This window comes from Niallia sp. FSL M8-0099 (assembly GCF_038006945.1).
In the GTDB taxonomy this organism is placed as follows: Bacteria; Bacillota; Bacilli; order Bacillales; family Cytobacillaceae; genus Niallia; species Niallia circulans.
Window position 1 is genome coordinate 982,154 of sequence record NZ_JBBOWF010000001.1, and the last position, 16,048, is coordinate 998,201.

The following is a 16,048-nucleotide window of genomic DNA, read 5'->3' on the forward strand; positions in this document are numbered from 1 at the left end:
AAAGGTGAATTTTCATAATTAAGAGCCAAAATGAAAAGGAATGCCTTTGTAATTGAAAGTAAGGAGCGTTTGAAAAATATTTCTTTGAGTTTATAAGACTAAAAATGTGCTTTTTAGAATCTAGATTATATATACAGAAGGAATATATTGGATAGATGGAGGATGCAAAAAGAGCAAGTTTATGATAATATGTATGAAAACGGTTAACATATAAAGTTTAAGATGAAAATAATCTATGTTTTTTCGGGTGGTTAGCATGAAAGTAAAATTAGAAGATGTAGCAGAGTTGGCAGGTGTATCTCCAACAACGGTTTCCCGTGTTTTGAATAATCGGGGATATATAAGTGAAAAAACGAGAGAAAAAGTGGAACAAGCCATTAAAGATTTAAATTATTATCCTAATGATATAGCACGCTCTCTTTTTAAAAAACGGACAAATTTTATTGGCCTTATTTTGCCGACCATTAATAATCCCTTTTTTAGTGAATTAGCTTTATATATAGAGAATATATGCTCCAATCATGATTTTAAAGTTATTCTCTGTAATAGTTTAGGGCAAGTGGCAAAAGAAACTTCATATGCAGAAATGCTTATCAGGCACCAAGTTGATGGTATCATTGTTTGTTCCTATAATCGTGGAATTGAAATATATAAGAACTCCAAGCTTCCTATTGTCGCAATTGACCATTACTTATCACCGACAATTCCTGTAATAGGTTCTGATAACTATGAGGGAGGAAAATTGGCTGTTCAACATTTACTTAACCAAGGTTGTAAAGCAATTGTTCATATAAATGGACCAAGCGATTTAGAAACACCAACCCAAAATAGAAGAAAAGCCTATGAAGACCAAGTAGCTCACCCCATAACCTATGAACTAAATAGCGTTTTCGATGAGGAAGCGACTGCAGAAACAATTAAAAAGATTTTCAAAGAGCACCCTGAAACGGATGGGATTTTTGCTAGTGATGATTTAATAGCATCTACTTGTTTGAAAGTAGCGAGTGAACTAGGAATTCAGATTCCTAATCAATTAAAAGTTATAGGATATGATGGCACGCAAAGTGTAAGGAGGTTGTTACCTCAATTAACAACAATTAAACAACCAATTGAGGAAATTGCGCAATCAGCTGTATTAAGATTAATGGACATTATTAATGAAGTAAATAAGGATGAAAGAATGGAAGTTATTTTACCTGTTCAATTGCTAAAGAGTGAGACGGCCTAATCTAATAGTTTCCTTTGATAAAATATAATCTAAAAAATTAGATTGTATTTTTTTTAAAAATAAGTAAGTCAAGCGGTTGACACATTGATTGAAAGCGTTTAAAATCAAATATATCAAGCGGTTGACAGAAAAAAGTTTGAAAGCGGTTGATATACATAATCTGAGAAGGGAGATTTAGAAATATGTCAAGCGGTTGACATTTTAATCATTCAATATTTTTTTCAAGAAGGGGGCGAAATAAAATGTCAGTTTCAGTACCTGAAACGAAAAAAACGAATAAGAAAACTTCCCATAAAGTAGAAGGTGAATTTTTTCCTGAACAAAAAAAAGAAAATTTTATTCAATATTTCAAAAAAAATTATGCGTTGTATTTATTTTTAGTACCTGCCATTATTTTAACAATTGTATTTAAATATATCCCAATGTATGGAGCAATCATCGCTTTTAAGGATTTTAGCCCAATGAAGGGAATTATCGGCAGCGATTGGGTAGGCTTAACACACTTTAAAGATTTTTTAACTTCTCCCAATTTCAAAGAGATTTTTATGAATACGCTTAAATTAAGTTTCTATGGTTTAATACTGGGCTTTCCAGTACCCATTATTTTAGCACTTAGCCTTAATCAAGTACGGCGAGCTGCTATCAAAAAGAATATCCAATTAATATTGTATGCACCGAATTTTATATCTGTTGTTGTCATTACAGGAATGTTATTTATCTTTATGTCACCTACAGGTCCAATAAATTCACTATTATCGGTATTTAACGATAAACCAGTTTCCTTTATGACAGATCCTGAATATTTTAGATCCATTTATATTTTATCAGGAATATGGCAAGCGGCAGGTTGGTCATCGATTATTTATGTAGCAGCACTTGCAAATGTGGATCCTCAATTACATGATGCGGCGACAATCGATGGAGCAACACTATTACAGAGGATAAGGCATATTGATCTTCCTACTCTAAAACCAATCATGGCAGTGTTGTTTATTCTAGGAGCAGGTGGAATTATGGCGATTGGATTTGAAAAGGCTTACTTAATGCAAACCTCTATGAATCTGCCAACTTCAGAGATTCTGCCGACTTATGTGTATAAAGTAGGGCTGCAGGCCGGGGATTATGCCTATTCAACAGCGGTAGGTTTGTTTAATTCTGTTATTAACGTCGTTTTATTGGTATTTGTGAATTTTGTAGTGAAGAAGTTAAATGAAGGTGAAGGGTTATATTAATAAAGGGGGGATACCCATTGAAAAATCATTCCAAAACAGATAAAATGCTTCTTTTTAGTAACAAAATAATTTTAATATTACTCGTTTTAATCGTGTTATTACCGTTACTTTATATTTTATTGGCTTCCTTTTTAGACCCCAATGTGCTGCTTAGTAAAGGTTTTTCCTTAAATCCTTCTGATTGGAGTCTGGAAGGCTATAAACGGATTTTACAAGATGAATTAATGATAAAAGGATTTATCAATTCAGTCATTTATTCATTAGGCTTTACAATTGTCACTATTGTTATTACGATCTTTGCTGCATATCCACTTTCTCTTGATGGATTTAAAGGGAAGAATATAATTATGGTTTTCTTTCTCATTACGATGTTCTTTAATGGCGGGTTGATTCCTACCTATTTAATAGTAAAGGATTTAGGAATGCTAAATACCGTTTGGTCGATTATTCTGCCAGGAGCAATTAGTGTCTGGAATATTATCTTAGCACGAACCTTTTTTAAAGGGCTTCCAAAAGAGCTGTTTGAGGCAGCAAAAATTGATGGTGCTTCTGAATTGAAAATATTTCTGAAAATAGTTTTGCCTTTGTCTAAACCTATTATTTTTGTAATCGCTTTATATGCCTTTGTTGGACAATGGAATTCCTACTTTGATGCAATGATTTATTTAGAGGACCAAGAATTACATCCATTGCAGCTAGTTTTACGTTCCATTCTGATTCAAAACCAAGTTCAGCCTGGAATGATTAATGATCAATTAGCAATGGCTGAGTTAAGTAAATTAGCGGAAAAAATAAAATATGCATCTATTGTCATTTCAAGTCTACCACTTCTAATCATGTATCCATTCTTCCAAAAATACTTTGAAAAAGGTGTTATGGTAGGATCTTTAAAATAATTTAAATAAAAGCATATGGAGGGTTCATTTATGGGGAAAATCAATAAGCTTCTTTCCACTTTTATTGTTGCCGGTCTTGTTCTAACAGGCTGCAGTGGCGATAAGACAAGTAAAAGTGCTTCAACAGAAGATTTAAAACTAACTGATGTTACATTTCCTTTGAAAGAGAAAGCTACACTTCGTTTTATGACACAAAGCTCAGCTTTGGCACCAACCGACCCGAATGAAAAGCTAATTTATCAAAGATTAGAGGAACAGACAGGTGTCCATATAGATTGGAAAAACTATACGAAAGACCAATTTGTGGAGAAGCGGAATTTAGCGTTGGCAAGTGGGGAGCTGCCAGATGCCATTTTAGATGCTGCTTTCAGTGATTATGATTTATTGAAATATGCGAAGGATGGAACCATCATACCAGTTGAAGATTTAATTGATCAGTATATGCCCAATTTTAAAAAGGTGCTGGAAGAAGCTCCAGAATATAAATCGATGATTACAGCTCCAGATGGACATATATACAGTTTTCCTTGGATTGAAGAGCTTGGCAGTGGAAAGAGCCGCATTCAAGTAGTTGACTGCCTTCCTTGGATAAATGTAGAATGGCTCAATAATTTAGGGCTGGAAATGCCAACAACAACAGAAGAACTAAAAGAGGTACTTCTTGCTTTTAAAACACAAGATCCAAATGGTAATGGCGAAGCAGATGAAATACCATTATCTTTTATTGTAAATCAAGGGGGAGAGGACCCAGCCTTCTTATTTGCTTCCTTTGGTCTAGGCGATAACTGGGATCACACGGTCGTTTCCAATGAAGGGAAAGTTATTTTTACTGCAGCAGAAGAAGGATATAAAGAAGCGTTAAAATTCTTTAATGAACTAAATGATTTAGGTTTAATTGATGTAGAAGCATATGAACAAGATTGGAATAAATATGTAGCGAAAGGAAAAGATGCAAAATACGGTCTTTACTTTACATGGGATAAAGGAAATATTAGTGGCATGAACGATACTTATGATGTAATGCCACCATTAGAAGGACCAAATGGTGAAAAAAATGTGGCGCAAACTAATGGCTTTGGTCTTGATAGAGGAAGAATGGTTATCACAAGTGCGAATAAGAATTTAGAGTTAACAGCTAAATGGATTGATCAACTGTATGAACCACTGCAATCTGTTCAAGATAACTGGGGAACATATGGGGATACGAAACAGCAAAATATTTTTGAATTTGATGAGAAAGCTGGTATGTTAAAGCATCTTCCTTTAGAAGGCGCGGCACCAGTCGAAATAAGAGAAAAAACAAATATCGCAGGACCGCTGGCGATATTAGATGAGTATTACGGCGTATATACGACAAAACCAGAAGATGCTGCTTGGAGATTAGATATTTTAGAAAAAAATATGGTTCCTCATATTAAAGCTGAGAACTTTTATCCACCTGTATTTTTCTCACTAGAGGAAGCAGATGAAAAGGCAAAAATTGAAACAGATTTATTTGCTTATGTAAATAGAAAAAGAGCCGAATGGATGAGTAATGGAAAAATTGAGGAAGAATGGGAAGATTATTTGAAAGAATTAGAGAGACTCGGTCTAAGCACTTGGTTGCAAATTAAGCAAGATGGCTATGACAGAACAGTAAAACAGTAAATTAATTGGAGGCATGACATTGAAGATTACTAAACTCGAAAAATACAGACCAGCCTTGCATTTTTCTCCCCAAAAAAATTGGATGAATGATCCGAATGGGTTAGTGTTTTTCAAAGGAGAATATCATTTATTTTATCAGCATAATCCGCATGGCAGCACATGGGGGCCCATGCATTGGGGGCATGCAGTCAGCAAAGATTTAATTGTATGGGATGAATTAGAGATAGCTTTACATCCTGATGAGAATGGAACCATTTTTTCAGGCAGCATAGTTGTGGATTGGAATAATACAACAGGCTTTTTTAACGAAGAACCCGGGTTGGTGGCTATTTTTACCCATCACTCGGAGCCAGATCACGGCAAGGAGGCTGTTCAGACACAGAGTTTGGCATATAGCATAGATAAGGGAAGATCATGGATTAAATATGACGGTAATCCCGTACTTGCTCACCCTACCAATCCTGATTTTAGAGACCCTAAAGTTTTTTGGCACAAAGATACCCAAAAGTGGATGATGGTTTTAGCTACAGGACAAACAATCTCTTTCTATTCCTCTTCAAATTTGAAGGATTGGCAGTTTGAAAGTGAATTTGGAGAGAATTGCGGCTGTCACGAAGGGGTATGGGAATGTCCAGACTTATTTGAGTTACCAATAGACAATACAAATGATAAAAAATGGGTGCTTATTGTCAGTATTGGCGATAATCCTCAATATGATGAAGGATCTCGCACGCAATATTTTGTTGGGTCATTTGATGGAAAGGAATTTACGCCAGAACATGAAAATATAAAATGGCTGGACTATGGGAAGGACAACTATGCTGGGGTAAGCTTTTCTGATATTCCTGAAGCAGATGGAAGACGAATTTATTTAGGCTGGATGAGTAATTGGCGTTATGCTAATCAAGTTCCGACAGAAGGATGGAGAAGTCAGATGACTCTTCCTAGAGAGCTGGAACTGCGTGAGAAGAAGGGAGAGTATTATCTCGTCCAACATTTAGTAAGAGAATTAGAAACCTATTTTGATAGAAAAGAAGAAAGAACAGACACAATCATTACAGCCAAAGAAAGCACTGTTTTTGAAGTAGATCATGAATACACAGAGATAATCCTATCCTTCAAGAATATAAATGCAAATAAGTATGGATTAAGGATAGAACATACAGATTCACAGCATACAACTATTACTATTGATGCGAAAGAAAATGTACTGAGTCTGTCTCGTGAAAAATCTGGGGTGGTTGATTTTTCCGATATTTTTCCTAAACTGCAGCGAGTTTGTCTTGAGGATTCTCATTCACTTGAGTTACGAATAATTGTAGATTCTGCCTCCTTAGAATTATTTATCAATGGCGGAGAGCAAGCATTAACAAGTTTAATTTTCCCTGATAAAGTAAGCAAACGAATATGTTTGTTTGCAGAAGAAGGGAAAGTAAATCTAGTATATGGAAAGGTATCTGTTCCTTCTAAAAGTTGATATATAACGGAAAGCCAGAGGATTGGATAAATCTATCCTCTGGCTATTTTATACGAGACTCAATGGAAAAAAGTTAGAAAAGTGGTGTAGAGATATGATCGATGTAGCAGCATTAGGAGAAATATTAATTGATTTTACTCCCCAAGGAGAAAATGAGCAGGGGTTTCCGATTCTTGTTGCTAATCCAGGTGGAGCCCCGGGAAATGTTCTAGTGGCTTTATCCTGTTTAGGGCTGAGAACAGAATTTATGGGGAGCGTAGGAAATGATTATTTTGGAGAATTACTCGTTGCTACCTTACAGAACAAAGGGGTGCAAACAAATGGAATTGTTTATTCCCCAATAAAAACGACACTAGCATTTGTGCATATTGATCATCAGGGGGATCGTTCATTTGATTTTTATAGACAGCCTGGTGCGGACATGATGTTATCTAAGGACGATGTGGACTTTTCATTAATAGCAGATGCTAAAATATTCCATGTAGGATCAATATCCATGACAAATGAGCCAGCAAGAGAAGCAACTTTAGTAGCATTAAATTATGCGAAAGAACAGCATAAGATTATTTCATTTGATCCAAATCTTCGTCCCTTACTATGGCAAAGCTTAGAGGAGGCAAAAGAGCAAATCGAAGCAGTCTTGCATTTTGCGGATATAGTCAAAGTTTCGGAAGAAGAATTAGCATTTTTAACGAATACAACAGATATTTTTTCAGGAGCAAAGCAGTTATTTAAAGAGTTTGATTTACGGCTGCTTTTTGTAACAGTGGGAGATAAGGGAAGCTATGCATATGGAGAGGATGGCTTAGTATTTGTCCCAGGAGCAGCTGTAAAAGCTATTGATACAACTGGATGCGGAGATGCATTTCTTGCTGGCGTGCTATATGAATTATTAAAGAGGGATTTATTGAATTTTAAAATACGCGAAGATATATTAAAGCAAATATTGAATTTCGGAAATGCGATGGGAGCATATGTGGCAACAAATAAAGGTGGAATTCCAGCCATGCCTACTCTTCACCAAATTGAAGACTTTATAGTAGTCAATAAAAAGGGAGGATAAATGGTGCTAAAAAGGAGGAGAGGAGGAGAAGCAAATTGAGACAAAGAATCTTGACAGCTGTTTTGTCTGTTGCATGGTTATTAACTGGCTGTAGTATCCATCAAATGGGAAAGGAAGAGAAAAATTTGGATGCCTTGAGACCGGATAATATGGAAGCTGCCACTTCTGATTATTATACAGAATTGTATCGACCTCAATATCACTTTTCAACCCCTTCAGGAAATTTAGCTGACCCTAATGGACTCATCTATTTTGAGGGAGAGTATCATCTGTTTCATCAAAAAAATGGTAATTGGGCACACGCAGTGAGCAGGGATTTATTACATTGGGAGCATTTGCCGATTGCGTTAGAACATGATAACCTAGGGCAAGCATTATCTGGAAGCACTGTGGTGGATTGGAATGATTCCACAGGATTTTTTGATGGGAAAGCCGGATTAGTTGCCATCTATACAAATACAGAGGGAGGAGAATCCCAAAGTATTGCTTATAGTAAAGATAATGGGAGAACATGGGAAAGATATAAAGGAAACCCGGTTATCCCCAACCCAGGAATAAAGGATTTTCGCGATCCAAAAGTATTTTGGCATGAGAGTACTAAAAAATGGGTAATGGTTGTTTCGACAAATCAAAGTGTGACGTTTTATCGTTCTGATAATTTGATTGACTGGGAGTTTCAGAGTCAATTTGGGGATAAGGAGGGATCTCATGCAGCTGTATGGGAATGTCCTGATTTATTCGAATTGCCTGTAGATGGTGATGAGAATAATAAGAAATGGGTATTGCAAGTTAGTGTTGGAGATAATGAAGAAACAAATGGATCAACTGCTCAATATTTTATTGGAGAGTTTGACGGAACACAATTTATTAATGATAATGCGCCAGAAACTATTTTGACAACAGATTTTGGGCAAGACTTTTATGCAGCTCAGTCCTTTTCTGATATCCCGGAAAAAGATGGCCGCCGAATATGGTTAGGCTGGATGGCGAATTGGAGATATCCTTATCAATCGCCGACGGAAGCATGGAAGGGATCTATGTCAATTCCACGTGAACTGCATTTGAAAACAGTTAAGGATGGAAGTATTAAGTTATTTCAAGAACCGGTTAGGGAGTTAGAAAGTTTACGTGTTAATCATATTGCTATTGATCCTATGGAGGTCAATGGGGAGCAGTCAATTGCTGATTTTTCTGGTACCACTTATGAATTTGAAGCTGTGCTGGAATGGGAAAACATTGAGGAATTCGGTATTCGCGTTCGACAATCAGAGGACGAAAATACGGTTATAGGTGTAAATACGTTAAGTAAAAAACTATTCTTAGATAGATCTCGTGCTGGATTAGAAACGTTATTGGATCGAAATGGGAATCCATTTCAATTTGGCAATAACCATACAACTACTTACCCTGTTGAGGAGAAACGAATAAAGATAAGAGGATTTGTTGATGAATCATCTGTTGAGGTGTTTATAAACGACGGGGAATATGTCTTTACGAAATTAATCTATTCCCAGCCTACGAGCAACGGAATAGAGTTATATACAAAAGGTGGTAGTATGAAGGTTGTTTCACTAGACTTTTATCCTTTATATTCAACCTGGAGAGAACGCCCAAAGGAAAATGAAGTCGAACGTATAGTAGTAAGTTCGGAATATTTAACTATTAAAGAAGGGGAAATCAAAACTATTAAAGCGATTTTAAAGCCAGATTGGATTAAGAGCAGTTCTCCTTTTAGTTGGGACAGCGCTGAACAAGACATAATCGAAATCACGGAGTCTGATGACGAGGAGAAGGGTATTTCCATTAAAGCATTAAAGCCAGGAGTAACAAGCATACAGGTTAAGCATCCAGAAACGAAAATTGCAAAGGAAATTAGAATAAGGGTAGTAAAATAAAAGGGAATGAAAGTATTATAAAGTATGTAAGAGCACTTTTCGCAAAAAAGGAAAAGTGCTTTTATATGGATTCTAAATAGAGTGTATGGAGCATTTTGTTTACAAATAAGATTCTTACACGTAAGAAAAAATGTCATCACTCCTGGGGGAGACCATACAGTAGATATGGAAAAAGAAAGCTGGCAATTAGTGAAAAAGGATGTCGTTTCTCTGTCTGAAGAAAGAATGCCCAAATCCATTAATCAAAGTGTGTAATCGTCATATTCTTAAAGATTGCTGTCCCGCCATCTGAATACAATGTGATGGCTTGATCATCTGCATGAGGGAATATTAAATTCGATTGCACAACCTTCCCATCATCTACAAAAACCTCGATACTACTTTTATCAACAAGGATCTTTAAATGTACTTGTGTTTGTTCAGCGGGAAAGGGTGCTGTACTTTCTGAATGTGTATTCTGCTGATCTGGATGTTCGGTCAAAGAACGATTTACATATGAGTATTTTTCTTTTATAAATATTCCTACATTCACATATCGCTTTTGATCAGAAGATTCTCTAAGTCTTAAACCGACATTATCTAACTCTGTCCATAAGATGTCCGTCTCTAGCTGATAAATTTCTCCTGTCATCTCTAGTTGCTTTTGGCCGTTTACTTCTATTTCCTTTAGATGATCTTTTGTCTTGGCCAGCTTGTTGTATGCTTCGATTGGTTGGGAAGCTAAATAATAGGAATTTTCCCCATTATTTTTTAATTGAATTTGTCGAACAACAGAATCCATTCCGTTAAAGCCTTCTTGTAATGTTGGGGTATTGTCGGCATAATTCCAATTATTCATCCAAGCAAAAGCATATCTTTTCTTGTAATCATCACTATTGCTTCCATCCTCAAATGTTACCCCAGCATACCAATCCAAACCATAATCAAGCCATTGGGGTTCTGGATGATCAGCTGTAAAATGGTTTCCATCAAAATGACCAATCCAATAAGCATAAGTAGTGGGCTGATTCTTTGTTTTTCCATTTGCGCTCGCACCAAGCACCCATTTGAAGCTCCCATCATTTGTCTGCATATAGTAAAGGTCCGGACATTCCACAATTCCTATATCATTTGTGAAGAAATCACTGAGGTATGTCCAATCTTTCAGATTAGAGGATTCGTAAAAACCAATCTTTGTTCCTTCTGCCATTAGCATTATCCATTTATGATACTCTTTTGACCAAATGATTTTGGGATCACGAAAATCATCGGTTCCAGGATTTGTCATAACAGGCGTATCACTGTATGAAGTGAATGTACTGCCATTATCGAGGCTGTACCACAAGAACTGTTCTTGTTTTTGCTGATTGGCTGACGGCTGAGTGACGATTGCGATAAATGCGCCATATCCAAATCCAGCTGTATTCTCTTTATCAACAACGACAGAACCTGACCAAGGGTCTCCATTTTGATTTGTGTATTTTGGAATGGCAATTCCTTTATCCTTCCAGTGCACTAAATCTTTTGAAACAGCATGTCTCCATTCTGTGCCATTACCGTCAGGATAATCACCATTGTAAAGATAATAGTAATGATAGAAGCCATCTAAATAGATTGGTTTTTGCGGATCATTTTTCCACTTGTCAGGAGTAGTGAAATGGTATTTGGCACGATAGGATTGACCATCAGAAACAACGTTTTGTTCTTGCAGGTCTACTGTTTTAGTAAAAACCTTAGTGATTTGATGCCAAAATAAGAGGATGCCGACAAGTATAATAAGGCATAAGAGAAATAGGACTTTCTGTGTGTGCTTTGCTGGTTTCTTCAAGTAATATCACCGCGCTTATCCTGTATTTCTTGCTATTGGTAAAAGAGGGTGGGACAAAGCAAAATAAATAATGGATAAAGACGAACAATCTCTAATTTAGTGGTGAATCCAATTCGTTCCATTGCGTTACAGACACTCCCTTTCCGCGGGGAGCAACCTAAGCCTCCTCGGCAAGCCTGTGGGGTCTTAGGCTTTGCTCTATTTCCCGCAGGAGTTGAGTGTCTTCCACTCCATTTCACTCCGTTTTTAAAGAGTATTTCGTTCCAACATTTTTTTCAAAAGAAACTAAATGGAGCAGACTGAATACACGGAGACTCCTATGGGAGCTGCGAGAAAGTCCAAGACCCCGCAGGAACGAGGAGGCTTGGCGCGCGCCCCATGGAAAGCGAAGTGTATTCAGTCTGCGGGTGATTACCACATACCTTTTTTCTTCAATAAATAAAAATCCCAAACAATTATACGAATCCTTTTTAGTATGAATGTATAATTGTTCGGGTTATATTAAATTGAAATACTTTTATCCCAACCTCGTTTTTTTATTTATTTATAGTGATTTGACCTTGTTCTAAAATGCTATTTTTTACTACAGAAGTTTTATTGCCTTTAATATTTAATAAAAAGCTTGGAGCAAAAGTGGATTGATGATTTTCAAATAATCCTCTATTTGTCATATAGCTTGTGACAACTACATTGTCACTGTTCTTTTGTGGAATCGCAAAATGAGCGTAGTTCCATGTAACATCATTTGGATCTAGATTTTGATGTAAGACAATACCTGTTTTGTTTAAAGGTTTGTATGGTCCAGTAATAGAATTAGCTACATATCCTAATAGGTAAATATCTTTGTCGTTAATGCCATCAATAGTCATTTTTGATCCTCTAGAACTTGTAAATAGATACCATTTTCCGTCTTTTTCGAAGATATTCGCACGTTCAATTTCATCTGTAACAGTGTTGGAAGCAATTAACGGCTTCATTTCTTTTTTTAGTGTGTAATCATCATTAATCTCAATGATTCCTAATGCACCATTTGCTAGTGTTGCTAAATTCTTTTTCGGGCTTTGTAATAACTGCTCTTTTTCTGTTCTGAAAAATTTAGTGCTGCCCCCATAATAGATTTTATTAAATAATGATTCTTCTCCTTGATAGCCATAATCTGTTCCTGTATTAGCTTCAAATACAAGATATTTATGTCCATTGTCTTCAACGTAGTGAGGATCTCTTAATGTATGGTTATCTGCATAATTTCCACCTGAAAAAGCTTGATCAACTGTTTGATATACAGATCCATCTCCACCATCATAGATGGATTTATGATCTTCCACACCATCAATTTTTAATGTATTTGCATCTAGTTTAGATACATTAACTTGGGCAGTAGTTAATGTTTGTTTTCCAAAAAATCCATGATCAGGATCCCAGCCTTGACGATTCGTATAGAATAAGCGGATTTTGCCATCAGAAGTGAAAGTTGCTGAACCAGACCATTCTTCTGCTTGATTGTTTAAAATAATATCATTGGTAGCATATTTATCGCTGTCTTTAAATACTCTTCCTGCATTTTTCCATGCATCAATGGAATTATCACCAATTTTTTTATAGAACATGTAAATAAATGTATCCCATCCTCTATCTGGATCTCCAGCTAATCCAAATACAATTTGATAGCCATTATATTCTGCAACTGTTCCATCTGCATTTTGTAACGGCCATGTATCCCAGACATCTAAATCAATTAAATTACCTTTTTCATCATAGCCCTTTGCTGAAGGGATGTTTTTAATCGTTGATTCATCAAAAGCTGGCACTTTAAATTTAGAATCGTTTTGTTGTTCCGTCATTTTTTCCATATCGAATCGAGTGATATGTGAAATATCATAAGATTCTTTGTGGTCTAACTTTTCTTTTTGCTTTGCAAAAGCTAGAGACCCACTACCTCCAAATAAAATAGCTGCACCCAATGATACGACTGTTGCTTGTTTAGCAAGCTTGTTCAATTTCATGGTTTACCTCCTAGAATGTGTTAGATGAAACAAAAGATAAGGACAGGGTAGAACTGCTGATTTATAAAAACAAAGCAGCAAATACACCGTGTTTCTAATAAAATTATAGGTTAATCTGGTTTCTGCGCATATGGCATAGATTGATAGAAATCTAGTCTTATATTGATATAAGATAAATCGAATATACTAGAGGATATAATAGAAGAACGGGACCTTCTTCCTTATTTCAAATAGAGAGAATGATTTCTTGTAAAACCAAAAAATCGCTCCCTGCAAAAGGGAGCGATTAGAAGGCGGGAATTAGTGGGAAGATGAAGCGGCAGCCTTTTCCCAAGATTTTTGAAATTCCTGCAGCAATTGATCTCGATTTAGCTGTTTGCCCACGTATAATTGCATAGCTAATCCAAATTCTTCTCGTGCACTATTAGGAAAGGCAAACCAGTTGGCTCTAAGGGTTTTTCCTGTCTGATAGTAGTTCATAATTTCCTTTGCAAGCGGTCCTAGATGGTGTGCCTCTATATGGTCAAAAGCTGGAATGAATTTAAATTGTTCCGTCATAAAGGACTTTCCTTGCTCTGAAAATACCATCCAGTTTAGAAAATTTTTGGCTGCTTTCTTCTTTTCAGCAGATGATTGCTTGTTTACTACCCAATAATTAGAAACGTTAACAGCGATTGCATCAGCTGGTTCCTCGTTAATAGGAATCGGCAGAAATCCAATGTTCATGTTCGGAGATTGCTGATCAATCATTGGCTGAATCCAATTGCCTTGTTGAATCATCGCAGCTTTTCCCGAAGCGAAGAGATCAACTTCTGTATTATAGTCTGTTGTTAGGGGATTGTGGTTTCCATATTTGATGGTAGTATCAAGTAAAGAAATAATATCTAAGAATTTTTGATTGTTCGTAATTTTTGTGGTTCCTTTGTTTAGTTGGTCAATAAATGCTTCAGGATCATCTTGTTGTGCAAATGCAATATTTAAGAGATGATCGCCAAGCTTCCATTCTTCATAATATCCAGTTGCAAAGGGCGTAATACCGGATTCTTCTAATGTTTGTGCTGTAGCCTGTAACTCAGATAATGTTCTAGGAAGCGTATGAATTCCTGCCTTATGAAATAAATCTTTGTTATATATGAATCCATATCCTTCGATATTAAGGGGCATTCCATACACTTTGCCATCCATTGTTACTGGTTTCAAGGTGTCTTTGTACGCATGAGGAATCCATGGTTGATCGGAAAGATCTTCTAAATAGTCACTCCATATTTTCACATTGTCATACCCAGTATTTGTGAAAATATCAGGACCATTATCCGCTGCAATTTGGGCTTTCAAATCAGCAAGATCATCAGCAGCACCACCTACAGTGTGAACCTGAATATCTATATTTGGATGTTCGCGTTCATATGCCATCACCATTTCTTCAAATTGGGTAGAAATTTCTACTTTTGGATTTCGGATAGTTAGTGTGATGCGTTCATCGGCTGTTTTTCTTTCGCTTGAGTCTTCTTCTGATTTTGGCTGACAAGCTGAAAGTGCAACAATCAACAATCCTGCAATAAGCCATGTGAATGTCCACTTTGTCATAATTTCACTCCTGCTATTTCACTCTCATTTATTATTGATGGTGGTATCTACTTTGCGTCCAACGTTTTTTGACAGTTTCTGTATTCAAATGGCGTTAAGCCAACCATTTTTTTAAATAATTTTGAAAAGTACTTTTCATCTTGATAACCGAGTAATAAAGCAATTGCATAAATGTTTTCATCTTTTTCCCGAAGCAAGTATTTAGCTCTCTCGATTCTCAGTTTCATAATATATTTGGATAAAGGCATGCCTGTTTGCTGTTTGAATTTTCTAGAGATATGCTCGCGACTTAAGAAAAAACGATTAGAAAGTTTTTCTAAACTTAATTCTTCCATATAATAAGTATCCACATATGAAACAATATCCTGCATTCGCTTGGCATCGTCTATATCATTTAAACGGTGAATCGTCCGGTAATTTTGTTCTTCCACTGCCTTTTGCATCGATTGATAAGACTCATGGATTTTTCCTAACGATAGAAGGGACATTCCATTTACGATTCGGATAGGGATATCGAATTGCTGAATAATCCATTCTTCAACAGACAGCCATTGTTGGCTAGTGGTAATTACTAAGCAAAGGCTATGATCATGTTGAAGGGTAAAAGCATTTCCTATTCCTTTTTCGATAAGTTGATCGGCAAGTAATTGGATATATGGCTCAGAATGGTGCATCTGATAAAAAGAAATAAGCGTTAGTTCATACTCAACTGTATCGGGAAGACTAGAAGCAAGCTCTATTAAGTCAAATTCTTCTCCCATACAGGCTTGTGTAGCCAATTGATTCAAGCGCAGTCTTTTGGCGTCTTCTAAAACACCTGCATCTTTATTCTCGGTTATCCATGATTGTACTGCTTTTGATAGAGTATTGTTTAAAGATTCAGCTTCAATCGGTTTTAATAAATAATCAAAGCTGCTGCACTGGATTGCTTTTCGCATATAGGTATAATCGTCAAATCCTGTAATCAGAATAACCTTACCAGGATAGGAAATGGAATCTAGCCACTCAATTATTTCTATTCCATCCATTTTCGGCATCTTCACATCTGTAAAGATAATTTCTGGTTTTTGTTTTTTGATGATTTTTATTGCTTCTTCTCCATTGCTAGCTTCTAAGATGGTCGTAATTCCGTGTTTTTTCCATTCACCAATATAGCGAATAACATATCGTACATTAATTTCGTCGTCTATAATAAGAACTTTCAAATTGAATG

The 16,048-nt window shown here is 36.1% G+C and carries 12 protein-coding genes; 8 read left to right on the forward strand and 4 right to left on the reverse strand.

The genetic code is table 11. From position 1 onward, the window contains the following. Window positions 1-256 precede the first annotated feature (256 nt). The 8 genes from NSQ92_RS04615 to NSQ92_RS04650 all read left to right on the forward strand — a co-directional run bounded on the left by NSQ92_RS04615 (window position 257) and on the right by NSQ92_RS04650 (window position 9,693). Window positions 257-1,228, forward strand: a complete 972-nt coding sequence (locus NSQ92_RS04615) for a LacI family DNA-binding transcriptional regulator (RefSeq protein ID WP_047941430.1) — start codon at window positions 257-259, stop codon at window positions 1,226-1,228. Window positions 1,229-1,470: 242 nt separating this feature from the next. Beyond that, complete coding sequence (locus tag NSQ92_RS04620) at window positions 1,471-2,460, forward strand: ABC transporter permease (RefSeq protein WP_047941431.1); 990 nt, start codon at window positions 1,471-1,473, stop codon at window positions 2,458-2,460. A gap of 44 nt (window positions 2,461-2,504) precedes the next feature. Beyond that, window positions 2,505-3,356: a carbohydrate ABC transporter permease gene (locus NSQ92_RS04625; protein ID WP_047941616.1), complete on the forward strand. Its 852-nt coding sequence runs from the start codon at window positions 2,505-2,507 to the stop codon at window positions 3,354-3,356. A 30-nt stretch (window positions 3,357-3,386) separates the two neighbouring features. Further along, complete coding sequence (locus tag NSQ92_RS04630) at window positions 3,387-5,003, forward strand: ABC transporter substrate-binding protein (RefSeq protein ID WP_341152411.1); 1,617 nt, start codon at window positions 3,387-3,389, stop codon at window positions 5,001-5,003. 19 nt (window positions 5,004-5,022) lie between these two features. Further along, window positions 5,023-6,480: a glycoside hydrolase family 32 protein gene (locus NSQ92_RS04635; RefSeq protein WP_152680004.1), complete on the forward strand. Its 1,458-nt coding sequence runs from the start codon at window positions 5,023-5,025 to the stop codon at window positions 6,478-6,480. A 94-nt stretch (window positions 6,481-6,574) separates the two neighbouring features. Next, the gene (locus NSQ92_RS04640; RefSeq protein ID WP_047941434.1) at window positions 6,575-7,543 is read left to right on the forward strand and encodes a carbohydrate kinase family protein; all 969 of its coding nucleotides are present in this window, start codon (window positions 6,575-6,577) and stop codon (window positions 7,541-7,543) included. A gap of 35 nt (window positions 7,544-7,578) precedes the next feature. Continuing rightward, a complete protein-coding gene (locus NSQ92_RS04645; RefSeq protein ID WP_341152412.1) occupies window positions 7,579-9,438 on the forward strand; it encodes a glycoside hydrolase family 32 protein in 1,860 nt (619 codons plus the stop codon). 81 nt (window positions 9,439-9,519) lie between these two features. After that, on the forward strand, window positions 9,520-9,693 hold the full coding sequence (locus NSQ92_RS04650; protein WP_156827898.1) for a hypothetical protein: 174 nt from the start codon (window positions 9,520-9,522) through the stop codon (window positions 9,691-9,693). Here the strand turns inward: NSQ92_RS04650 and NSQ92_RS04655 are convergent. The 4 genes from NSQ92_RS04655 to NSQ92_RS04670 form a co-directional block, all read right to left on the reverse strand. Further along, window positions 9,677-11,245 (reverse strand): glycoside hydrolase family 32 protein, encoded by a 1,569-nt coding sequence (locus NSQ92_RS04655; protein ID WP_341152413.1) that lies wholly within the window; start codon window positions 11,243-11,245, stop codon window positions 9,677-9,679. The two genes, NSQ92_RS04650 and NSQ92_RS04655, sit on opposite strands and share 17 nt — an antisense overlap. Window positions 11,246-11,781: 536 nt before the next feature. Further along, entirely contained in the window at window positions 11,782-13,248 is a 1,467-nt protein-coding gene (locus tag NSQ92_RS04660) for a glycoside hydrolase family 68 protein (RefSeq protein ID WP_095320308.1), read from the reverse strand. Window positions 13,249-13,548: 300 nt separating this feature from the next. Beyond that, a complete protein-coding gene (locus NSQ92_RS04665) occupies window positions 13,549-14,835 on the reverse strand; it encodes an ABC transporter substrate-binding protein (RefSeq protein WP_047941438.1) in 1,287 nt (428 codons plus the stop codon). Between the two features lie 47 nt (window positions 14,836-14,882). After that, window positions 14,883-16,040: a response regulator transcription factor gene (locus NSQ92_RS04670; protein ID WP_061800237.1), complete on the reverse strand. Its 1,158-nt coding sequence runs from the start codon at window positions 16,038-16,040 to the stop codon at window positions 14,883-14,885. Window positions 16,041-16,048: the final 8 nt, after the last annotated feature.